Origin of the sequence: Flavobacterium ginsenosidimutans (genome assembly GCF_003254625.1) — a bacterium.
GTDB classification, from domain to species: Bacteria; Bacteroidota; Bacteroidia; order Flavobacteriales; family Flavobacteriaceae; genus Flavobacterium; species Flavobacterium ginsenosidimutans.
Genome location: NZ_QJRJ01000080.1, coordinates 43,880 through 67,405 on the forward strand (window position 1 = coordinate 43,880; position 23,526 = coordinate 67,405).

Annotated in this window: 19 protein-coding genes and 1 other RNA gene; 12 read left to right on the top strand and 8 right to left on the bottom strand. The window is 32.9% G+C overall.

The features are described from left to right. Window positions 1-56 precede the first annotated feature (56 nt). The 3 genes from DM444_RS16540 to DM444_RS16550 are packed head-to-tail and all read left to right on the top strand — an operon-like array spanning window position 57 to window position 1,542. Entirely contained in the window at window positions 57-599 is a 543-nt protein-coding gene (locus DM444_RS16540; RefSeq protein ID WP_111288625.1) for an RNA polymerase sigma factor, read from the top strand. Window positions 600-632: 33 nt separating this feature from the next. Continuing rightward, window positions 633-1,052 carry a hypothetical protein gene (locus DM444_RS16545; protein ID WP_111288627.1) on the top strand — a complete coding sequence of 140 codons (420 nt, stop codon included), beginning with the start codon at window positions 633-635 and terminating at the stop codon, window positions 1,050-1,052. Window positions 1,053-1,083: 31 nt separating this feature from the next. After that, complete coding sequence (locus DM444_RS16550; protein WP_111288629.1) at window positions 1,084-1,542, top strand: sensor of ECF-type sigma factor; 459 nt, start codon at window positions 1,084-1,086, stop codon at window positions 1,540-1,542. Window positions 1,543-1,613: 71 nt separating this feature from the next. Here the strand turns inward: DM444_RS16550 and DM444_RS16555 are convergent, their stop codons facing one another. After that, window positions 1,614-2,675 carry a beta propeller repeat protein gene (locus DM444_RS16555; RefSeq protein WP_111288631.1) on the bottom strand — a complete coding sequence of 354 codons (1,062 nt, stop codon included), beginning with the start codon at window positions 2,673-2,675 and terminating at the stop codon, window positions 1,614-1,616. 136 nt (window positions 2,676-2,811) lie between these two features. Between DM444_RS16555 and DM444_RS16560 the strand changes: the two genes are divergently transcribed. The 4 genes from DM444_RS16560 to DM444_RS16575 all read left to right on the top strand — a co-directional run bounded on the left by DM444_RS16560 (window position 2,812) and on the right by DM444_RS16575 (window position 8,136). After that, on the top strand, window positions 2,812-3,237 hold the full coding sequence (locus DM444_RS16560; protein WP_162614987.1) for a hypothetical protein: 426 nt from the start codon (window positions 2,812-2,814) through the stop codon (window positions 3,235-3,237). A 156-nt stretch (window positions 3,238-3,393) separates the two neighbouring features. Next, complete coding sequence (locus tag DM444_RS16565) at window positions 3,394-4,677, top strand: hypothetical protein (RefSeq protein WP_111288635.1); 1,284 nt, start codon at window positions 3,394-3,396, stop codon at window positions 4,675-4,677. 133 nt (window positions 4,678-4,810) lie between these two features. After that, the gene (locus tag DM444_RS16570) at window positions 4,811-6,790 is read left to right on the top strand and encodes a KUP/HAK/KT family potassium transporter (RefSeq protein ID WP_111288637.1); all 1,980 of its coding nucleotides are present in this window, start codon (window positions 4,811-4,813) and stop codon (window positions 6,788-6,790) included. 131 nt (window positions 6,791-6,921) lie between these two features. Further along, complete coding sequence (locus tag DM444_RS16575) at window positions 6,922-8,136, top strand: RsmB/NOP family class I SAM-dependent RNA methyltransferase (RefSeq protein WP_111288639.1); 1,215 nt, start codon at window positions 6,922-6,924, stop codon at window positions 8,134-8,136. 190 nt (window positions 8,137-8,326) lie between these two features. Here DM444_RS16575 and DM444_RS16580 read toward each other — a convergent pair whose 3' ends face one another. Continuing rightward, window positions 8,327-9,370, bottom strand: a complete 1,044-nt coding sequence (locus tag DM444_RS16580; RefSeq protein WP_111288641.1) for an AMP-binding protein — start codon at window positions 9,368-9,370, stop codon at window positions 8,327-8,329. 4 nt (window positions 9,371-9,374) lie between these two features. Further along, window positions 9,375-10,307: a CPBP family intramembrane glutamic endopeptidase gene (locus tag DM444_RS16585; protein WP_111288643.1), complete on the bottom strand. Its 933-nt coding sequence runs from the start codon at window positions 10,305-10,307 to the stop codon at window positions 9,375-9,377. 117 nt (window positions 10,308-10,424) lie between these two features. Here DM444_RS16585 and arsC point away from each other — a divergent pair, with 117 nt between their 5' ends. Next, the gene (gene arsC / locus DM444_RS16590; protein ID WP_111288645.1) at window positions 10,425-10,769 is read left to right on the top strand and encodes an arsenate reductase (glutaredoxin); all 345 of its coding nucleotides are present in this window, start codon (window positions 10,425-10,427) and stop codon (window positions 10,767-10,769) included. A gap of 91 nt (window positions 10,770-10,860) precedes the next feature. After that, window positions 10,861-13,365, top strand: coding sequence for an outer membrane beta-barrel family protein (locus DM444_RS16595; RefSeq protein WP_111288647.1), 2,505 nt, complete (start codon window positions 10,861-10,863; stop codon window positions 13,363-13,365). Window positions 13,366-13,605: 240 nt separating this feature from the next. Here the strand turns inward: DM444_RS16595 and DM444_RS23780 are convergent, their stop codons facing one another. Beyond that, complete coding sequence (locus DM444_RS23780) at window positions 13,606-13,779, bottom strand: hypothetical protein (RefSeq protein WP_111288649.1); 174 nt, start codon at window positions 13,777-13,779, stop codon at window positions 13,606-13,608. A 361-nt stretch (window positions 13,780-14,140) separates the two neighbouring features. Between DM444_RS23780 and fumC the strand changes: the two genes are divergently transcribed. After that, entirely contained in the window at window positions 14,141-15,526 is a 1,386-nt protein-coding gene (gene fumC / locus DM444_RS16605; RefSeq protein ID WP_111288651.1) for a class II fumarate hydratase, read from the top strand. A 186-nt stretch (window positions 15,527-15,712) separates the two neighbouring features. On the opposite strand, the gene DM444_RS16610 is transcribed toward fumC, so the two are convergent. After that, window positions 15,713-16,915 (bottom strand): NAD(P)-dependent oxidoreductase, encoded by a 1,203-nt coding sequence (locus tag DM444_RS16610; RefSeq protein ID WP_111288653.1) that lies wholly within the window; start codon window positions 16,913-16,915, stop codon window positions 15,713-15,715. A 239-nt stretch (window positions 16,916-17,154) separates the two neighbouring features. Between DM444_RS16610 and DM444_RS16615 the strand changes: the two genes are divergently transcribed. Together DM444_RS16615 and ssrA are read left to right on the top strand one after the other, a co-directional pair. Then, complete coding sequence (locus tag DM444_RS16615) at window positions 17,155-18,357, top strand: serine hydrolase domain-containing protein (RefSeq protein ID WP_111288655.1); 1,203 nt, start codon at window positions 17,155-17,157, stop codon at window positions 18,355-18,357. Window positions 18,358-18,611: 254 nt separating this feature from the next. Continuing rightward, window positions 18,612-19,009, top strand: a transfer-messenger RNA (tmRNA) gene (ssrA, locus tag DM444_RS16620). Between the two features lie 131 nt (window positions 19,010-19,140). Here ssrA and DM444_RS16625 read toward each other — a convergent pair. From DM444_RS16625 to DM444_RS16635, 3 genes are read right to left on the bottom strand one after another with little or no spacing between them, the layout of a single operon-like run. Next, complete coding sequence (locus DM444_RS16625; protein WP_111288657.1) at window positions 19,141-19,662, bottom strand: DUF3347 domain-containing protein; 522 nt, start codon at window positions 19,660-19,662, stop codon at window positions 19,141-19,143. Continuing rightward, on the bottom strand, window positions 19,659-22,094 hold the full coding sequence (locus DM444_RS16630) for a zinc-dependent metalloprotease (RefSeq protein WP_111288659.1): 2,436 nt from the start codon (window positions 22,092-22,094) through the stop codon (window positions 19,659-19,661). The genes DM444_RS16625 and DM444_RS16630 overlap by 4 nt, the downstream gene beginning before the upstream one ends. 5 nt (window positions 22,095-22,099) lie before the next feature. Then, window positions 22,100-23,524, bottom strand: coding sequence for a RagB/SusD family nutrient uptake outer membrane protein (locus DM444_RS16635; protein ID WP_111289250.1), 1,425 nt, complete (start codon window positions 23,522-23,524; stop codon window positions 22,100-22,102). Window positions 23,525-23,526: the final 2 nt, after the last annotated feature.

Genomic DNA, 23,526 nt, shown 5'->3' on the forward strand with positions numbered 1-23,526 from the left:
CTTTTCTTTTAAATTCTGTCTAACTTCTATTAAAGAAAGTTTACAAAACAATAAGTTTGATAGACGAGAAAGAATTTATAAAACAATTATTAAGTCCTGAGACGCAGAATACTGCGTTTCAAAAACTCTTGTCTGATTATCAGAGACCTTTGTATTCTCATATTCGAAACATTGTTTTGAATCATGATGATGCAGATGATGTTTTACAGAACACTTTTGTAAAAGTCTTTCAAAATCTTAAAAACTTTAAAGGAGAAAGTAAACTTTTTTCCTGGATGTACCGTATTGCTACAAATGAAGCTTTGACTTTTTTATCACAAAAAGCAAAATTGAGTGGCATTTCATCTGAAGATCTGCAGAATAAAACAATCGATAACTTAAAAGCCGATCTTTATTTTGATGGAGATGAAATTCAAATCAAACTTCAAAAGGCAATTGTAACACTTCCAGAGAAACAGCAATTGGTTTTCAAAATGAAATATTTTGAAGAATTGAAATATGAAGAAATTGCAGATATTCTAGGAACTTCTGTTGGAGCTCTCAAAGCATCATATCATCACGCAGTAAAAAAAATAGAATTATATGTTACGTCAAATTAAACCTTTTGTAACAAAAACTATCTTATAAGTATTATGAAAACATTTAAATTAGAAAACGAACCAAAAATAAAATCTGGGTTTAAAACTCCGGAAAATTATTTTGATGATTTTTCAGAAAAAGTTTTACAGCAATTAAACGAAAAAGAAGTTAAGGTAATTCCTTTTTACAAACGTAGAAAAATCATTTCTCTGGCAGCCGCTGCGGTAATTGGTTTTGCATTATTAATTCCGATTGTAAATAATTACAAAGCCAATTCAAACGAGCTTGATGAAGCCACTTTAGAAAACTATTTATCTTATCACTCCAATATTAGCCAATATGATTTAATTCAAACCTTAGATGACAGTGATATAGAAAAATTAGGTAACGATGTTACTCTAGAAGATGAAACACTAGAAGATATTTTAGTTGCAAGTCCAAACATAGAACACTTAATTTCAGAACAAAATTAAATCAAACTTAACTCAACAACTTAGCTTAACAATGAAAATAAAAAACATTTTACCGCTATTGCTATTTCTGACAAGTTTTTCATTTTTTGCACAAAATGGAAAAATAGATGAAAAGCGAGAAAAAATTAAAGCTTTTAAAGTGTCATTTTTAACAACAGAATTGGAATTAACTTCAACTGAAGCTGAAAAATTCTGGCCTATTTATAATGCTTATGATGATAAGCAATATGAATTAAAGTATTTGAAAATGAAAACTTATCTGAGACAGCTAAAAGATGACAATCTTAAAAATCTTTCAGATAAAGACGCAGCAACATTATTATCTCAAATCGAAAGCACCGATAAAGAAATATACCAGCTTCGCGAAAAATACATGAACAGTCTTAAGAAAGTACTTCCTGCAAAGAAAATATTATTGCTTAAAAAATCTGAAGACGACTTTAATCGAAAATTACTGCAGCAATACCGCGACAAAGCTAATAAAGATTAAACTTAACGAAACAACAGCGATAAGAACCCTATATAATAATACTTACTTTATTATTTAGGGTTCTTATTTTTTTATTTAAAATTTAGTCGAACTACTTTATTATGTCCCGCAGCAATTGCGGTATTTCTATTCACAAAACGAATTGTAAAAAATTTCGTGTCTGTAGAAAGCTGCATCCAGTTTTCACCTCCATTTTGAGAATATTGTATTCCTTCAGAACCTACACAAACAATTTCTCTTCCATTACCTCCAGGAACATATTGTATACAAGACGCATAACCAAATCCCATATTCTGACCAATTAATTCCCAAGTCTTGCCGCCATCTTTTGTAAAAGCTTTATTATTTGTCTTTACGTTAGGCAAATCGTAATCTCCTCCTGCTATAAAACCTTGTTTAGAATCGTAAAAATCTGCCGTAAAAATTCCTGTCATTTGTTTTCCCTGTACGATAGGAGTTTCTACAACTCTCCAAGTTTTTGCTTTGTCTGGAGAATAAAAAACACGTGATTTTTTTCCGCCAGAAACCAGCCAGGTATCATTTCCTTTAATCACTATATTAGTGTTACTGGCTGCAAAAGCAGCTTCTCCTGTGCTATTGGTTGGTAATTTATCAGACAGCAATTTTGTCCAAGTTTCTCCTCCGTCGCGTGTAACAATAATTGAAAAAGTATCCTCTGTTGGATCTCCAATAGCAATTCCTTCCTTATCATTCCAAAACTGCATGCTATCGTAAAAAACTTTTGGGTTAATTTCTTTGTAAACCAATTTAACTTTACGGTCTTTTTTAGAAACCGAATAAAGAAGCGCTGGATTTGCCACACTCAACAAAAAAATATCTTTCGAAGTTTGTGCTATGCTTCTGAATTCTAATTTAAGTGTATCGCGGTAAATATGCTCTTCGAATTTTTCTTTTTTATCTAGATCATAATATCCAAAACGAGAATTATCTGCCCCGTACCAAACTTTATTTTTATCAATTAAAATTGCTCTAATACTAATTCTGTCTTTGAATAATGTATCTACTGTCATTGATGTAAAACCATTATTGTAAACAGCGTCAGTTTTATAGTTAAATGTTCTAAAAGACATCAATAAAATAAAAATAACACAAAATAAAGCGAGTTTTTTCATAGGAAACTTAAAATTTGGTTAACGCTAAAATACGATTATTTATAAAATATCAAAATCATTCTCTAGTCTTTTTCTGGCATAGTAATTGTTTTCTTACCAAATAAAAATTAACAAGTAAAATATGAAAAATATATTATTGGCCGGGATATTTATATTATTAGTAAATACTCTCACTGCTCAAAGAGTCAACGTATATCCAAAGAACTCTTATGTAGAAGAAAACTTAGATTTAAATGCAGTTTCAACAATATTTTCTGAATCTGTAAATACTGCAGATTTTGAAACAAGACTAAACTATCCAGACTACAGAATCTCTAATTTAGATTTAAACCATGATGGAAAAGTTGATTATTTGAGGGTTATCGAAAAAATTCAAAATAACATTAAGATAATCATTATTCAATCAGAAATCAAACCGAACATATATGAAGATGTAGCAACTATTAACATCGTGATGAGTTCAAGAAATACCGGCTATAGCACAGATTCAGGAATTCGTCCAAAAGACATTATTATACCATTTGTATTTACTGTTCTAGATGTGTTTCTGCACAAACGATAAAACAAACAAACAAACAAACAAACAAACAAACAAACAAATAAACAAATAAACACAAATACCTAATAATCAAATAAATAAAACAAATAAAACACAGCTTTAATTTTGTGGCACAGTAATTGGATATCAACTAATACAACAATTTAATATGATTTAGCCATGAAAGCGAAATTACTTTTAATAGCCATATTTGCAGTAGCAATTACTTCTTGCCAAGCCCAAGCTGGAGCTACAGTTTATGCAAAAAACTCAGATATAAGTGATAACTTAGACTTAAGAGCTGTTGCTTCAATTTTTGGAGAATCAGCCAACCTTCAAGATTTTGAAAGACGTTTGAATGATCCAAAATATCAAATATCAAACCTTGACCTTAATGGTGACGACGAAGTTGATTACTTACGTGTAATCGAAAGTGTTGAAAACAGAACACACGTTGTTATTATCCAAGCGGTTTTGGATCGTGATGTATATCAAGACATTGCAACCATTGACGTAGAAAGAGATAATTACAATAAAGTAAGCGTTCAGGTTGTAGGAAATACTTATTTATATGGAGATAATTATATTTATGAGCCAGTTTATAGTGTAGCTCCTGTTATCTATACTTCTTTCTGGGTTACAAATTATGTGCCTTATTGCTCAACTTGGTACTGGGGTTATTATCCAACATATTATAGAACTTGGGCACCATATCCAGTGTACAGATACAGAAACAACATCAATGTTTGTATTAACGTTAACAATCATTATAACTATGTTAATGTAAGAAGAAGTTACAGAGCACCTGTGATCTATGAAACAAGACGTTCTTATGGTTATGAAAGAATGCGTCCTAACTATAGTTTCGCTGAAAGACATGCTAATACATCAAATAGATACGAATTAGACCAAAGACGTGTAGTTAGTAGAGAAACAAATAGAAACACCTATAACACAAATAGAAATTATACTGGCAGAACAACATCTAACAATGGAATTTCTAACAGAACTTATGCAGATAACAGAAATGCAACAAGCAGACCTTCTGTAGAAAGAACTAGCAACGGCAATAGTAACAGAGGTTACAGTTCTACTGGCAGAAGTACTGAAAATGTTAACACTGACAGAAATACAAATCGTGGTTATTCTAATAATGCTAATAATACTCCAAGAGTTGAAAGCACTCCTAGGGCACAAAACACACAAAGAGTAGATTACGGAAATAACAATTCTTCTAATACATCAAGAGGTTACTCTAATCGTGAAGCATCTGCTCCTAGAGCAGAAAGAAGCTCAAGAAGTTATTCTGAAAATCAATCTAGCAACTCAAACAGAGAGTATTCTGCTAGACCACAACAAGCTCAACAACGTAGTGAATCTCCAAGAGTAAGCCAAGAATCTAGAGGCGGACAAAGCCAAAGAGAAAATAGTTCAAGTTCTCGAGGAAATGGCAGAAGAGGTTAATTTTAGAACTAAATAACATTCAAAAAGGAAAGCACAATTTTACGATTGTGCTTTTTTTTATCTTTTTGATTATAATTGCCGCTAATTTGTTTTAAAACAGTAAATTTGCAACCGTCTTTTTATAAAATTATACATGAGCGCATCGCATAAAAACTTACACAGTAAGTTGTCTATTGGGGGTTTATTGATTACTTTAGGGATTATTTATGGGGATATTGGTACTTCTCCATTGTATGTAATGAAAGCTATTTTAGGCGAACATACCATTAATGCCGATATTGTTTTAGGCGGTATTTCTTGTGTGTTCTGGACTTTAACTTTACAAACTACAATTAAATATGTACTTATTACTTTAAGTGCAGACAACCACGGTGAAGGAGGTATTTTTGCGTTATACGCATTAGTAAAGAAAACAAAAATTCAATGGCTTATAGTGCCCGCCATTATTGGAGGTAGCGCCTTGCTTGCTGACGGAATTATCACTCCTCCTATTTCGATTTCATCTGCTGTAGAAGGAATTAGAGCATTCTATCCAACAATGCAGACACAAACCATTGTTTACATAGTAATTACAATTCTATTTATTCTATTTACTATTCAGCAATTCGGAACAAAATTGGTTGGTAAATTCTTTGCACCAATGATGTTGATTTGGTTTGCTATGCTGGGAACTTTAGGTGCAATTCAGGTAATTAATTATCCTGAAGTAATTAAGGCTATCAATCCTTATTACGCTTATCATTTACTATCGATCCATCCTGATGGTTTCTTCGTTCTTGGTTTTGTATTCTTATGTACAACTGGAGCTGAAGCTTTATATTCTGACATGGGGCACTGTGGTAGAAAAAACATCAGAATCAGTTGGATATTTGTAAAAGCAACATTGGTTTTAAATTACTTCGGACAAGCTGCTTATTTAATTCACCATGAAGGAAGCACTTTACAGCAATTAGGTGGAGAAAATGGAAACCCATTTTACTTAATTATGCCACATTGGTTTTTACCATTCGGGATTGTAGTTGCGACTTTAGCAGCCGTAATTGCTTCTCAAGCCCTTATTTCTGGTTCATTTACTTTGATCAACGAAGCAATGCGTTTGAACTTCTGGCCAAAAGTAAAAATCAAATATCCGACAGAAGTAAAAGGTCAATTATACATTCCGTCAATCAACTGGTTATTGTTTTTTGGCTGTGTTGGAATTGTTTTGCATTTTGAAAAATCAGGAAACATGGAGCATGCATACGGTCTTGCCATCATCTTATGTATGATTATGACAACCATTTTGCTAAACTATTACTTAATCATGAAACGTGTAAAACTGTACTTTATGGTACCGCTGATTACAATTTATTTATTGATTGAGTTCAGTTTCCTTTTTGCTAACATTACAAAATTTGCAGAAGGTGGTTACGTAACATTAATCATTGCAAGTATGCTGATTTCTGTAATGACAATCTGGTATTTAGCTAAGAAAATCAACAAAAACTACACTAAAGTGGTTAAAGTTGACGATTACAAACAAGTTCTTGTAGAGCTAAGCCAAGATTTATCTATTCCGAAATATGCTACGCATTTGGTTTATATGACAAACGCGAATCGCGTTGATGAACTGGAGGAAAAAATCATTTATTCTATCCTTCAAAAACGTCCAAAAAGAGCTGATATTTATTGGTTTGTTCACGTGAACATTTTGACTGAACCTTACAAAACGCAATATAAAGTAACTGAAATTGCGAAAGACGATATTTATAGAATTGATTTCAACTTAGGTTTTAGAGAGCCTACCAAGATCAATTTGATGTTTAGAGAAGTTATCAAAGACATGGTAAAACGAGGCGAAGTAGATATTACGAGCCGTTATGAATCTTTAAACAAAAACAACATTATTGGAGATTTCAAATTTGTATTATCAGAGAAATTCTTATCAAACGACAACGATCTAAGATGGCATGAAAACATTATCATGAACTCTTATTTCTTCATCAAGAAACTGAGTTTATCTGAAGAAAGAGCTTTTGGTTTAGACAGCAGCTCTGTTAAAATAGAAAAATTCCCAATGGTGCTTCATGCTCCAGAAAATATTGGATTAACACGTATTACTTCCAAAGAGTAAAACTAAAAATAATTCAAAAAAACACTCTAAATAAGAGTGTTTTTTCTTTTAATGAGAGTCAGAATAAGATTCGGTATTAAAAATTTAACTTTCAATCAATTAATAGTACCTTTGCACTTCAAATAAATAAAATGAGATTACACAGAAATTTAGTTTATACGACAATTGATTCTTTGAATGCTATTTTCAATGAAGGAGAATATGCAGACAAAGTTGTAGCTAGAGCATTAAAAAAAGACAAACGTTGGGGAAGTTCTGACCGTAAATTTGTTGCTGAAACCATATATGAGATTGTTCGATGGAAACGATTATACGCTGAAATTGCAGAAGTTAAAGAACCTTATGACAGAGATAATTTATGGAGAATGTTTGCTGTTTGGGCTGTTCTTCGTGGTTATCCAATTCCAGATTGGAGACAATTGGAAGGAACTCCAGAAAGAAAAATAAAAGGTCGTTTTGACGAATTATCTAAAACTAGAGCAATTAAAGAATCTATTCCAGATTGGATGGATGAATTAGGCGTGAAAGAACTTGGAGAAAAAGTGTGGGCAAAAGAAATTGCAGCACAAAATCAGCCAGCAAAAGTTATTCTTAGAACTAATACTTTAAAAGGAACTAAAGAAAGCCTTAGAAATACTTTAATGGATTTAAATATTGAAACGGAATATTTAAAAGACCAGCCAGAAGCTCTTGTTTTAAAAGAAAGAGCCAATGTATTTTTAACTGATGCTTTTAAACAAGGTTTATTTGAAGTTCAAGATGCAAATTCACAATTAGTTGCAGGATTTTTGGATGTAAAACCAGGAATGCGTGTAGTTGATACTTGTGCTGGAGCAGGTGGAAAAACATTGCACATGGCTTCTTTAATGGAAAACAAAGGACAGTTAATTGCTATGGATTTGTATGAAAGCAAATTGAAGCAATTAAAATTAAGAGCGAAAAGAAACGGAGCTTTTAATATTGAATACCGCATTATTGACAGCACAAAAGTGATCAAAAAATTACACGAAAAAGCAGACCGTGTTTTAATTGACGCACCTTGTAGCGGATTGGGAGTTTTAAAAAGAAATCCAGATTCTAAATGGAAATTACAACCTGAATTTATTGACAACATTCGTAAAGTTCAGAGTGAAGTTTTAGAAAGCTATTCTAAAATTGTAAAACCAGGCGGAAAATTAGTTTATGCAACTTGTTCTGTTTTACCTTCAGAAAACCAGGAACAAGTTGAGAAGTTCTTAAAAACAGAAATCGGAAAACAATTTACTTTTATTGAAGACCGTAAAATGTTAGCTTCAAAATCTGGTTTTGACGGATTCTATATGGCACTTTTAGAAAGAAAATCTTAAATTCCAATATTGAAAATTCCAAATTCCAATTTTGGATTCAAATAAAAAAATCCCAAATTTCAATCTTAGTTATTGAAATTTGGGATTTTTATTTTTTCAAAGGTTTTTATATTCTAGCATCCAACTTTGTCAAAGTTTAAAACTTTGACAAAGTTCTAAACTAAGAGTTTTGGAATTTGGATATTGGAATTTAATCCTGCAAGGTTGGTTTGCGAAGCAATTTCCCGTTTTCGTTTTCTTTGAATTTTGAGACAAAAACGATCTCTTTTGGTTTTTCATATTTTCCTAAAACATCAAAGAAATCAGGTTCAAATTCTTGTTTTTCGCCTTCAATAACCAAAACTAATTTTTCTCCTAAAGTAGTATCTGGAAGTCCGGTTACAAAAAATCTGCTATTAATTTTGCCCACCAATTTTGCTTCAATCTGTTCTGGAATTAGCTTCACTCCTCCACTATTGATTACGTTGTCAATTCGTCCTAAAAATTTAAATTGATGTTCGTTCAATAATTCTACTAAATCATTAGTAACAATTGGTTCATCAGAAATTGTAGCAATATTAATAACCAAACACTGACGATCATCTTGAGATATTTTAACGTTTGGAAGAACTGAAAAAACAGAATCTCCTAGGCGTTTTGCTGCAATATGAGTAATTGTCTCAGTCATCCCGTACGTTTCGTAAATTTCTGTTTTTAGATGCAGAAGTTTTTCTTCTAACGAAGAATCTAATTTAGCGCCTCCAATAATCAGTTTACGCACTTTTGAAAGTTGCTCAATAGAATTTTGAACCTGCAATGGCACCATTGCAACAAAATCGTATGTAGTTTTATTTAAAGCTAATGGATGCACACTTGGCGATACCACATCTAATTCTAATCCTAGAATTAAGCTTCTTACCAGCATCATTTTCCCTGCAATAAATTGAGTCGGGAGACATAATAAAGCTTTATCTCCTGGCTGTAAATCAAAAAAGTCGCCTGTAGCCAAAGCAGATTGAATCATAGCTTGTTTTTCTAAACGAACTAACTTTGGAAGGCCAGTTGTTCCAGAAGTCGTCATTTCGATATAATCCTTTTTATCAAACCAATCCAAAAAGAATTCTCCAATTGATTGTTCGTAGGCATCTCCTTCTTTGATGTAACTGTAGGCTATTTGGCACAAATCTTTTGCATTTAAATGGTATCCATTTAACCTAAAGTAATTATGAACGTTATTATGAGTTAAGTTTTGCATATTTTTAAGCTTTTACTTGAACATTAATAATATTTCCTGTTAGTTTTTGTTTCCAGTTTGTCCAACCGTATTTTTTACTAAAAATAAAAAGTAATATTGGATAAATCACTACAACAGGCAGAATTACATCAATTCCTGCTGAAGGTTCTGAAAGATCTTTAAATATAGAATGCGTTTGAAAAACCGACCAATCTGAGGTTACTAATAATGCGCCAACAAGATTGTTTGCCGCATGAAACCCAAGAGCAAGTTCCATTCCTTCATCCATAAGAGTAATAACTCCTAAAAATAAACCCGTTCCTATGTAATAAATCATTATGATATTTCCCATTTTTACCACTTCCGGATTTGCCCAGTGCATTGACCCGAAAATAACAGAAGTCATCAAAAGCGGAAACCATCTATTTTGAGCCAAATTAGCAAATCCCTGCATCAAATAACCTCGAAAAACATATTCTTCTGTACTGGTTTGAATTGGAATTAAAAGTGTTCCTAAAACCACTAAAATTAAAAAAGGAACCAATTTAAAATTCAGAACAAACTGATCTGGCGATTTTAGATACACAAATAAAAAACTAAGCAAGGAAAAGAAAGCCCATAAAAAGAAAGAAAACCAAATGCGTTTCCAGTCAACTTTTGGTCTTGAAGTCGTTACTGACAATAACGTTTGATGATGAATAAATTTGACTACAAAATAAACACCCGCAAAAGCAAAAACGAATGAAGTCATTACCAAAAAAAGTGTTGTATTGGACTCAAACATTTTCATAACCCCTTCGTTAGTAGTTGGAAAACCAATCTTCTCAGTAAATGTTTTGTAAAATACGGCTGCAGTAAGTGGAATTTGTCCAACAAAAGAAGCTGCGATAATAAAAACAGAACCTAAAAGATATTTCCAAAACTTATTTTCAGGTTTAATTCCTTGCTCTAAAAACATAAATCTAAAATTTTAAAAAAATGAGAATCCAAATTCGATAAGTTAATCTTACTTTTGATACTGCGAAAATACCTCTTTTTTACCTTAAGAATATTTGAAACCATTAAATATAACAAAATGATACAAATTTACCATAATCCGAGATGCGGAAAATCAAGAAACTGCCTTGCTTTTATAGAACAATCAAACCAAGAATTTGAAATCATCCCATATTTAACAGAAACTCCATCTTTTGAAGAATTAAAAAAATTGCTAAAACAGCTTAATTTGGAGCCAATTCAATTAGTAAGAACAAAAGAGAAAGTGTGGATTGAAAATTTTAAAGGAAAAACTTTAAATGACGATCAGATAGTTTCTGCAATGATAGAAAACCCAATTTTAATAGAGCGCCCGATTGTGGTAAAAGACGGAAAAGCTATTATTGGTCGTGACCCAGAAGTGGTTGCTTCTTTTTTAGATTGATTCTAAAATATTCTATTAACATTTTTTTGTGATTTCTCTCTTTAAACCAAAAACTACATTTGCCGTCTAAAGAGAAAAAGAAACCAGAAAAATGAAAAAAATCAAATTTGCTGTATTACTTGTATTCCTGTTTACAAGTTTTTACAATTACTCACAACAAGGAGCGCCCGGTGGTAAAAAAGTAAAAGTCAGCGGAAAAGTCTTTGAAAAAGTAAGCAAACAACCATTAGAGTATGCTACAATTTCGATTACTGCCCCAAATGACACAAAAGTTATTGCGGGCGGGATCACAAATCCAAAAGGAGAATTTGAAGTTGCTGTTGCGCCAGGAACTTACGACATAAAAGTCGAATTTATTTCTTTTAAATCAACTGAAATCAAACAAAAAAGCATTCAGGATGATACCAACTTAGGTGTTGTAAATTTATCTGAAGATGCTGCGCAATTGAATGAAGTTGTAGTTCGTGCAGAAAAATCGACTGTAGAGATCAAACTGGACAAAAAAGTTTACAATGTTGGTCAAGATATGATTGTAAAAGGCGGAAGTGTAAGCGATGTTTTAGACAACGTTCCATCTGTTTCTGTTGATACAGAAGGAAATGTTAGTTTAAGAGGTAGCGACAATATTCGTATTTTAATTGACGGAAGACCTTCGCAAGCGATAAACATAGCAGAAGCTTTAAGACAACTACCTGCAGATGCTATAGACAAAGTAGAAGTAATTACAAATCCATCTGCTCGTTATGATGCAGAAGGAGGATCAGGAATCATTAATATTATTCTTAAAAAAGGTAAAAATCAAGGTTTTAATGGAACTTTCATTGCTTCGACAGGTTTACCAGAAACGTATGGTTTAAGTGCCAATTTGAATTATAAAACTGAAAAGTTAAACTATTTCACAACTGCTGGTTACAACTACAGGACTACAGAAGGAGCTGGTAAAACAAATTCAGAATATTTTGATGAAAACGAAGTAACAAAAAGTTATTTAGACGAAGACCGAGACACTAAACGTCTTAGAAAGGGATTTAACGGAAGAGCTGGTGTTGAATGGAGCATAACCCCTACTACATTTTGGACAAATGCCATCAATTACCAAAAAAATTCTGGTGATGATAGAGATTTGATCAACTATTACAACTATGACGCAGCGCATAATTATACAGGAACATCTTATCGTTTAAACAACGCCGATACTGGCAGTGAAAACTTTGAGTACACTTCTAATTTGATTAAAAATTTCAACGACAAGGGACATAAACTTACTGCAGATTTATCTATTTCAAGAAATACAGATGACAGCTATAGTACCATTACAGCTTCACCAAATTTCAATAATACGCTAAATGATCAAATACAAAAACAAGTATTATTCCAAGCTGATTACGTTCTTCCATTAGGAAAAAGTGGGCAATTTGAAGCGGGTTACAAAGGAAGTTTTGGAGATTTGAATAACGAATATTATGTAACTACTATAGAAAATGATGTTCCAGTAAAGGATCCTAATTTATCAAACACACTGGAATACAAAGAAAATATCAACGCACTTTACACGCAATACGGCTTCAAAGCAAATAAGTTTTCTTATTTATTTGGTTTAAGATGGGAAGACACCGATATTCATGTTAACTTGTTAGACAATAGTGATTTCAATACTAAAAAATACAACAACTTGTTTCCAAGCGCATTTATTAGTTACGAAATCTCAAATCAAAGCAACTTCACCGCAAGTTATAGCAAACGTCTATCAAGACCAAGAGGACGTTTCATGAATCCTGCCGTAAACTATGCGAGTAATATTAATATCTTTCAAGGAAATCCAGATTTAGATCCTTCTTTAACAGACAAATACGATATTGGTTATATTAAAAAATGGGATAAAGTAACCTTCAATACATCGGCATATTTTGAAGACACTAAAGACGTTTTCAGCTTTGTAAGATCTCCTACCGGCGATTATGTAACTGCTGATGGGGAAGTGGTAACTCCTGCACCAGGTGAAGTAGTTGATGGCACTCCTGTTATTAAAAGCCAGCCTATTAACTTAGGAGAAGAACAAAAATTTGGTTTCGAATTTACAATCAATTACACGCCATTAAAATGGTGGAAATTAAACAGTAACTTCAACTTTTATAATGTAAAAACAACTGGGGAACACAGCTATAAAGACACACAAGGAAATGATATTGTCCAAAATTTAGACAATCAGGCTACTTCTTGGTTTGCAAGAGTAAACTCTAAAGTTACTTTACCATATAAAATTGATTGGCAGCTAACTGCAATGTACAACGGAGAGCAGAAAACTGCTCAAGGAAAGAACTTAGGTCAATTTGGAATGAATACAGCTTTCAGCAAAGATGTTATGAAAGACAAAGCAACTATTGCTTTTAACATCAGCGACGTATTCAATTCTAGAAAAATGAGATCTTACACTTATTTAGATGGAGTGACTTCATATAGCGAATTCCAATTCCGTAAACGTCAGTTTAACTTATCGTTCACTTACCGTTTCAACAAACCAAAAGGAGAAAGAGATAAAAACGCACAGCCTAAAAATGAGGGTGGCGGAGAAGGCGGTGGAGATTTTCCAGGTTAAGACCTCTTAAATTCCAATACTAAAAATTCCAAATCCCAATGATAAAATTGGAATTTGGAATTTTTTATTTCAAGTCTTTTTACTTAGCTGTCCAACTTTGTCAAAGTTTAAAACTTTGACAAAGTTCTAAACTCAACGCATTGAATTTGGAATTTGGAATTTTTGATATTGGAATTTCTTATTTTTTGGCACAAAAAAAAGAACCTAAAAAGGTTCTTTTCTTATGACATCAATCTAAAATTAAATAGATTGTTCTTCTTGTCTTTTTCTGGCTCTTTTTTCTTTAATCATTTCCCAGCTTGCTCCCGTAACCCAGTAAGATACGAAACCAACTAAGAAAAACATTAACCAAAACCCTATAGTTAGAATGGTTAAGAAAAGTAAAAAGCCTAAGTACTGTGAAAATTCAAACATGTTTTCCGGAATTTTTGAATGTTACGACAAATGTAGGGTATATATTTTTTCTCAGCAATAAAATCTAAATCAATTTTCGTTAAATAACATTTATACGTATATTTATACTCATTTTAAATAAGCTTTTTTTGAAGTTGAATTCCTTTTAAATAAAGGCCTTAAAGAGACATCTAATTTTTTAGGAGCTATTCCTGCTGTCCGCTGTATTCCCGATAAACAAAAACTACGGCTAAAAAACCTTGTTTTTCTAAATCGGGAGATGCCGCTCCCATCAGGGCTAAAAGACTCATTTTCAAAAGAAGTTTTCGTTTTAAAATAAAACATTTCACATTTTTAGGAATAACATTTTACATACTACATAATGAAATATAGAATAGAAAAAGACACCATGGGCGAAGTTCAAGTTCCAGCCGATAAATATTGGGGTGCACAAACAGAACGTTCAAAAAACAATTTTAAAATCGGGCCTTCAGGTTCAATGCCAAAAGAAATCATAGAAGGTTTTGCTTATCTAAAAAAAGCTGCGGCTTATGCAAATTACGATTTAGGTGTTTTACCAATCGAAAAAAGAGACGCCATTGCAGCCGTATGCGACGAAATTCTACAAGGAAAATTAGACGATCAGTTTCCATTAGTAATTTGGCAAACAGGTTCTGGAACACAAAGCAATATGAATGTAAACGAAGTAATTGCTAATCGCGCTCAAGTCCTTAAAGGTTTTGAAATTGGCGAAGGCGAACAATTCATAAAAGCCAATGATGATGTAAATAAATCACAATCTTCAAACGATACTTTCCCAACAGGAATGCACATTGCAGCTTATAAAATGGTTGTAGAAACAACAATTCCTGGTGTAGAAAAACTTCACGCTACTTTAGCAAAAAAAGCGGCCGAATATAAAGATGTTGTAAAAATCGGACGTACACACTTAATGGATGCAACGCCATTAACTTTAGGTCAAGAAATTTCTGGTTATGCCGCTCAATTAGCATTTGGATTAAAAGCTTTAAAAAATACTTTAGCACATTTATCTGAAATCGCTCTTGGAGGAACAGCTGTTGGAACTGGACTAAACACTCCAAAAGGTTACGATGTAAAAGTGGCGGAATATATTGCTCAATTTACCAATCATCCTTTTGTTACTGCAGAAAACAAATTTGAAGCACTTGCAGCACACGACGCAATTGTAGAAACACACGGAGCTTTAAAACAATTAGCTGTTTCCTTAAATAAAATCGCTAATGATGTTAGAATGTTAGCTTCAGGGCCACGTTCTGGAATTGGCGAAATTCATATTCCTGAAAACGAACCTGGTTCTTCTATTATGCCAGGAAAAGTAAATCCAACGCAATGTGAAGCTTTAACAATGGTTTGCGCTCAAGTTATCGGAAACGATATGGCAATTGCAGTTGGAGGAATGCAAGGACATTATGAATTGAATGTTTTTAAACCTGTAATGGCTGCCAACTTTTTACAATCGGCACAATTATTAGGAGATGCTTGTGTATCTTTTGACGAACATTGTGCACAAGGAATCGAACCAAATCACAAAAGGATCAAAGAATTGGTGGATAATTCATTAATGCTCGTTACCGCTTTGAATACTAAAATTGGTTATTATAAAGCTGCCGAAATCGCTCAAACTGCACACAAAAATGGAACTACACTTAAAGAAGAAGCTGTTCGTTTAGGCTATGTAACTCCAGAAGATTTTGATGCTTGGGTGAAACCTGAAGATATGGTTTAATTTAATGGTGAATTGTTAATGGTGAATTATTAATTATTATCATTCAGATAAAATGATGCATTGTCAGACTGAGCGAAGTCGAAGTTTTTTATGCATAAAGCCCTTAGACTTCGCTCAGTCTGACAAAAAAATAAAAAGCCTGAAATATCAATTTCAGGCTTTTTATTTATAATTTACAATTCACAATTAACCATTATTAACATAGTCTTGCAAATAGCTAAATCTCTCCGTCAGTTTTCCGTTTTCTGTGATTTTAGCGCGTTTTAGAATTCCGTCTTTATCTCCATTGAAGAAAGCAGGAATTACATGTTGCATAAACTGTTCTCCAAAACCTTCGCTAGCATCTTTCGGAATTTCGCAAGGAAGATTATCTACCGCCATAACTGCGACTGCTGCAGGATGAAAGAAATCTACTTCCTTATCTTCTAAAGGAAAATATCCATACAACGGATCTTCAATTGTCGAAGAACGAACTGTACAAGCAATAGGCCCATTAACATCGCAAGAAATATCTGCAACAACTTTCAACTTGCAGTCGCTTGCGTTCAGCATTTCTTTCGTTAAAATCATTGGAGCACTGCTAGCATGAAAATGCCCTGCAAAATAAATATCAGACACTTTTGTAAATCTTTCAAAATCAGATTCGTATTCTTCTGGATGATTTACAAAATCTCTAAAATCTAAAACTTGACCGTCTTTTCTTTTATTGTATTCCAGCACATCAAGTTGAACATAAACCGCTTGAGCATATTTTTTTGTCAAATAATTATCAATCGTAATTTCTTTCACTTTAATAGCATCAAGAATTTCTTTTGCTCCACTCCCAACCTTTCCAGTTCCTGTTACCACAAATTTTAGAGCCGGCATTGTGATGCGCTTCAAATGCTTTATCAAATCTTCTTTTCCAGAAAGTGTTTCTGCTTTAGGGAGTTTGAACAATTCGAATTTAATTCCGAAAGCTCGAATTCCGTTATAAACGCCAACCATTCCAGCATATCTTCCAAAACCAATTAAACGATGGTCGTGTTCGTCGACAATAGTTTCATGATCATATAAATCAATGTTTTTTTCTAAAACTGCCTGAAGTAATTTTCTATTATGAGGCTGTTTTTTAATTGTATGAGAAAAAAAGAAATAGGCTTTATTTGGAATCAAGTCTTCTACGGGAACTTCTTTTACGCCAAATAAAACATCACAATCAGAAACATCATCTGTAACTGCGATTCCCATATTTTTATAATCGTCATCCGAAAATATTCTAATATCAGAACTTTCTACTTTTACAGAAGCATCATGATAAAGCTGCTTTAATCTTGTCAATTCATTTGGAGAAAATACTACTCTTCTATCTGGCGGATTTTTTCTTTCTTTTATGATTCCAAATTTCATTTAAACTGAATTTAATATTAAATAATATAACTTTTTAAAACACATTTGTTTCAAATATAACAAATTTAGTTAAAATTTTGTTTCAAAATTTCTATTTAGAATGTTTCAAAACCGTTATAAGCTGAAAAACAAACGAATATATTTTTAAGGTCTTAAAAAAAAGTTAAAAAACACAAATTAACGCCTCAGAAATGAGAATACAACAAAATTGAATTCGATATATTTGTTTTTAAAGAACGATGCAAATGATTTTCCTTAAAAAAACAAAGATACCACAAATACTTTTTTCTATACTAGTTTTAAGTTCATGTGGTAAAGACAAAAAAACTGACACAGCTACTACCCCAATAATAGAAGATACATTACCTAAAATGAAGCCGTTAGGCGCAGAAAAGAAAGTTTCTCAGGCCTATAAAAATTCGGTTGTTGGCAGAATAAATCACTTTTACAACAAAAACTGGCCAAATAACAACATGAACGGAAGCTTTTTAGTTGCTAAAAACGGACAGATTTTATTTGAAAGATATAATGGTTTTGCGAATAAAAATGAAGGGACAAAAATAACGGCTGAAACTCCTGTACAGATTGCTTCAGTAAGTAAAGTTTTGACAGCTACAGCGGTTTTAAAACTGGTAAACGCAGGTAAAATTGATTTGGACCAAAAAGTAAATACGATTTTAAAAACTTTTCCTTACGAAGAATGTACGATTAGAATGCTTTTAAGTCATCGCACAGGAATGCGTAACTATGCTTATTTCACAGATCACGATAAATCGGTTTGGGACAGGCATAACCAATTAACTAATAAAGATATTTTAGATATTTTAGCAACAAAAGATGTTGGTTTAGAATCTAGAACTGGAACACGTTTCAGCTACTGTAATACCAACTATGCAATGTTGGCGCTTATTATAGAAAAAATTACAGGATTGAGTTATAAAGAAGCGATGTCTGAAATGATTTTCAAACCTCTTGGAATGACGCATACTTATGTTTTTGACGATGACAAAGACAGAAAAAAGATTGTTCCTTCTTACAAAGGTAATGGTGTAGAAATTGGTTTTGATTATCTTGATAATGTTTACGGAGATAAAAATGTTTTCTCTACAGCTAGAGATCTTTTAAAATTTGATAGAGCAAGACAATCTCCAGATTTCTTGAAACCTGAATTATTGAAACAAGTTTATACGGGTTATAGCAACGAACGTAAAGGAACTAAGAATTACGGTCTCGGAATTAGAATGATTAACTGGGAAACGGGTCAGAACTTCTATTTTCATAATGGATGGTGGCACGGAAATACCTCATCTTATATTACTTTGATGAAAGAAGGTGTAACAATTATTGCACTATCTAATAAAATGACCCGAAACACTTATGCAGTGCGTAAATTAGCTCCGATCTTTGGAGATTACCCTTTTAATTTTAAAGACGAAGAATAAAATAATAATAAAGTCGAAAGTCAAAAGTCTTAAAACAGTTGACAATATAAACTTTATTCTTTTTTAAACATACCAATTATCGAAAAATAAAGAGAAGCAACAGAAAGCAATCTTTTGATTTTAAAAACTTTACAACTTTTTACTTTCACTCTTGGACTTTCGACTTTCGGCTTTACAACTTTTGACTAATTTTTTTTCTGAAAATTTTAGTAGAAAGTAATTTCAAATACCCTAAATTTGCAGACTTATTTTTTGGGGTCGACTGGTTTTGACAGCAAGTCGAATTGAACAGTAAGCACGTCGAGCATTGAGACCTTGCTCGTAAATATAAGATCTCAAACTTTTACACGGCGAAAATAATTACGCTTTAGCTGCATAATCCGAATCATAGTAAGATTGCGCCACGTCTCTACAAGGTAGGGAAGCTGGATTCTCCTGGAAAGCCTTGGTTTGTGGCGTTCCGTTCAGGAGAACCGTAAAAATAAACCTAGATTTCCATGAGCTTCGGGTGGATTTCGAAATTTAAGAAGATAAGTGTTGGGTGGTTGTTTCTGGCCTAGCTCAACATCGAAAATTCAATCAGGAAATAAGCGTGTAGAAAGCTCTTTAGTTGCTTGTTTGGACCCGGGTTCGATTCCCGGCGACTCCACAAAAAAGCCTGTAAACTCTTTGTTTACAGGCTTTTTTTATTCAATTCAAACTTAGATTAAGTCTTATTATCATAAACGACAAATACGGCTTCCTTAGAATACCGCATCTATCAACTAATTCAAATTAAAAAAATTATAGACTTGCTTTCACTTCACCGCAAGTCAGCATATTTTTTGGATAGTATGGATTTTTTATTTCCTTACTATCACTTGTCCAAACTGCGCCTGTCATTGGGCAAACTTGTAAATATAATGTTTCATCAGCAGGTTTGAATTTTGCCACCTGATCCCAATATTTCAGAGAAAGAGACTCAAAAATCTTACGTTGTTTGTTAATATTTTTTGTTACTGTTAATGCTGTTGCCAAATCAATGATTTCTTTTCGTGAAATGGTAGCCTTATTCATATTTTCCAGGTTTAATTTTTTAAACTTGAAATTCTTTAGCGAACTTTTCAAGGCTTCTGCATTTTTAACAACAGCAAGACTGTCTGAAGTTAAAAAGCTATTTTTAAGAGCTAAATAATTCTTTGTGATTTCTTTTTTCTCAGCTTCGCGTTTTGCAACTAATTCAGGAGCTACTTCTTCTTTTGAAGTTAATTGAGCCTGAGCCAAACAGCTAAGAAAAAGGAATGTTACAACTAATAAATTTTTCATGATGTAGGTTTATCTAATTTTGTAATGATTTTATCTATTTCTATTAAAATGCTTTCATAATGATCTTTATTTATTCCTGTTGAAGCATTCATCAGTTTTGCGACATCTGTTTTTAATTTTAAAAGATGCTGTTTTCCATAAAGTCTTACATCACTTCTTTGTGCTGTGTTTGATGCTTTTCCAGGTTCTACTTCTTTTGGCAATAAAAGCATTCCTAGTTTTTCAACATAGCCACGCTGAAAACTTCTTCTGTAATAATCTTGCTTTTCATCTCCGCTAAATTTCACCCAAACTATTTGCTGCACATCATTTAAAAATTCAGGAACAGTATAAGCTTCTTCAGACTGCATAGATTTAAGGCTAATATTATAAAGCATACCAGAACTTAATAACATATTCAATATCTGATTCTGTTGATCTGAAATTTGATCTTCTCTTTTTAAAGCAATAAGATCATCGATTTCCTGCGGATACATCCAAAGCGGCGCAACAAACAATTGTCTTCCTAAATAATCAATTGCAGCTTTTATTTTTGCTTTAGGAACTGGTTTGTAAACTGCTCCTTTTTCATCAACAGTTCGTTTTGTAACATAATTGTTTCCAATGTATTTCAGAACATGATACAAGTACAATCCGTACTGCCTAACTACTGCTTTATGCATATCTGCTAAATTATCGTAAGGATCATTTGGCTGATAAGTCCATTCAATCAAATGAGGAACTACACGTTTTAGATTTTTAATTCCGTAATCGCTGGCAAGTACCGCATCGTCTCCAAGATCTTCTGCTTGACTGCGCGGATCTTCATCTTTACCTTCTCCACCAAACCATAATTTCGGATTTGCTGTTAAACTATCTGTAGTTAATTTAGCTAGTAAATTCTCTTCTTCAAACTCATCTTTGGCATTTGGATAATATTTATAACCCCACTGAACTGCCCATTTATCATAACTTCCAATACGCGGATAAAGACCTACTGGACTAATATTATCTTCTGGCTGTGCTACATAATTAAAACGGGCATAATCCATAATAGAAACAGTATGTCCGTTTGCTTCTACCCATTTTTTATCACGAAGTTTTTCTACTGGAGTAGCACTACTCGCTCCCATATTATGACGAAGACCAATTGTATGTCCGATTTCGTGTGAAGAAACAAAACGAATTAATTGTCCCATTAATTCATCGTCTAAGTGCATTTTTCTTGCTCTAGCATCTAACGGTCCAGCCTGAATCATGTACCATCTCTGTACCAATTTCATTACATTATGATACCAGCCAACATGACTTTCCATAATTTCACCGCTTCTTGGATCGCTAATTCTTGGCCCGTAAGCATTTGGTGTTTCAGAAGCTAAATATCTTACTACAGAATATCGCGCATCTTCCAAACTCATTGTTTTATCATCTTCTGGCCATTCTTTACCTACAATTGCATTTTTAAATCCGGCAGCTTCAAAAGCTTTTTGCCAGTCGTTTATACCTGCAATTAAATAAGGTCTCCATTTTTTTGGTGTTGCAGGATCGATGTAGTAAACAATTTGTTTTTTTGGTTCGACCAATTCGCCTCTTAAATATTTTTTAATGTCTTTGTCTTTAGGTTCTAATCGATAACGTTGAATAATGAACTTTTTTTGTGCGCGTTGTTCATCGTCATCAAATAGAACATATTTATTAGCAAAATAGCCTACTCTTTCATCAAAAAATCGTTTACGCATTGGTATTTTCGGAAGCAATACTATAGAGGTATTTAATCTTAACGTAATGCTTCCGCTGCTTGCGGTAGAACTGGTATAAGTTTTTGTAGTTTTAACTTCAATATTAATCGGATAAGTATCTATAGTTTCAACAAAGGATTTATCATCTGCGAGAGAAGTTAATTTTTTTTCAGTTTTCTCAGAGCTTCCAATAGAAAACATCGCATTATCTTTCTTGAAAGAATCAGTTACATCAATAACAACATTTCCGTTATCAGGATTGGTTGTTTTTATTGGAAAAGCCGCTACAATCGGATTTTCGTTACTGCCTGCTAATGCTTTTGCCAGCATAGAATCGGCAGAACGAACATCTTGTCTGTACTGCAATGATCTTAAAAAAACAGTGTTATTTGTTCCTTTTTCAAAATAAATAGTCTGCTCGTTAGCTTTTTCACCACCAAAAATTCCCATTCCTTCTGGAGTAGACAAATATCGCGTTACCACCAGCATATATCGGTTAAACAAACTATCTGGAATTTGGAAGTAATATTTAGTATCGACTTGGCTAACAGTAAAAAGTCCTGATTTGTTTTTAGCTTTATCAGTAATAATTTTGCTATAAGCCTGCATACCTTTTGGTTGCGTACTTGTACTGTCGGCTTTTTTTTCTGGAGTTTGAGCAAAACCATGCTGCCAAGAAGACAGCATGATTAAGAATATAATTAATTTTTTCATTGGAATTAAAACGGAACTTGTTCGTCTGTATTTAATGTAAGTTTTGGATTTTTTGTCAAGGCAGACAACGGAAACGGCACAATGTATAATCTTGAATTAGGCTGTAAAGTGTACGTTTTCTGTTCAACTGTTTTATTAACAATTGGAAATACTCTGGTAATTGTCTTCGCATATTCTGACTCCGTATTTAATCGTTTTAGATCAAAAAATCGGTTGAAACCAAAAAGCAATTCTTTTCTTCGTTCATTGATAACCAATTCCATTGTTTCTTTTCTTGTAGCTGGAACGTCTAAATTCACAGTTCCAGATAAAATACGTTTTGCTCTTAAGGTGTTTAAAACATCTACTGCTTCATTAAGCTTATTATCTCTTGCGTAACATTCTGCAAGCATTAAATATACTTCTGTAGTTTTCATACCCACTGTTGGATAAAAAAACTTCGTATACTGAGTTCCCCAATATGCAGTGTTTGAACCTTGATCTAAATTGGTTGTACTTGTAGTATTAAAAAACAAATTAAAACGAGCATCATTAAGACCAAATAGAGTTCTCAATTCTGGACTGATAATGTAAAGTTGTCCAAAGTTCATTTCGTTATAACCATTCATATACATATAACTTAGAACTTCTACATTATCTGCAGCAGGCACAAAAACAGTGCTTGGTCCGCCCTGCGCATTATAAGCAACCATATCAAATATTTGATTGTTATAGCTTAAAGATTTTTCGGCTGCCGCTTGAGCGCTTGCAATTTCACGTTTGAACAAATGAACTTTAGCTTTGAACGCATAAGCAAATGCTAATGACGGATGGTAAACATCTGTTGGTTTTTCCTGAAGATATGGCAACGCTTCTTCAATATCTTTTTGAATAAATTCATAAACCTGTGCTACAGTCGATTTTGCTGGCTGTGCTTCTAAATCGAATTTATCCATGATGCAAATTCCTCCATCAGTAGCTGCAGTAGCCGGATCGTAAGCTTTCGCATAATGATTCACTAATAAAAAGTGATCGTATGCTCTATAAATTTGAGCTTCAGCTTTTGCTAATCGTTTTATGCTTTCGTCTCCTTTACTATCATCAACTAACGAAATAATAGTATTCCATCTGTTGATATAAGTATACGCTTGGTTGTAAAAACTTGAACCGGTCATTAATGAAACTCGGTCTACGCTTTCATCAAAAGTAAAATTAATGATATCGATGTTTGGCGTTTTTCCAATTACATTTGACTCTTTCATCCATTGATCGTCTGATAAATACTGGAAGTTGCTGATTGGATAACCTCTTCCTGGCAGTGAAACTAAGTCTAGGAATTGTTCTGGCGTTTCAATAACTAAAGCTCCTTTTGGCGTAACATCTGTGTAATCGTCACAAGATGTTACAGCGAGCATCATAACTGATAATAGTGTAATATATAAATGTTTCATTT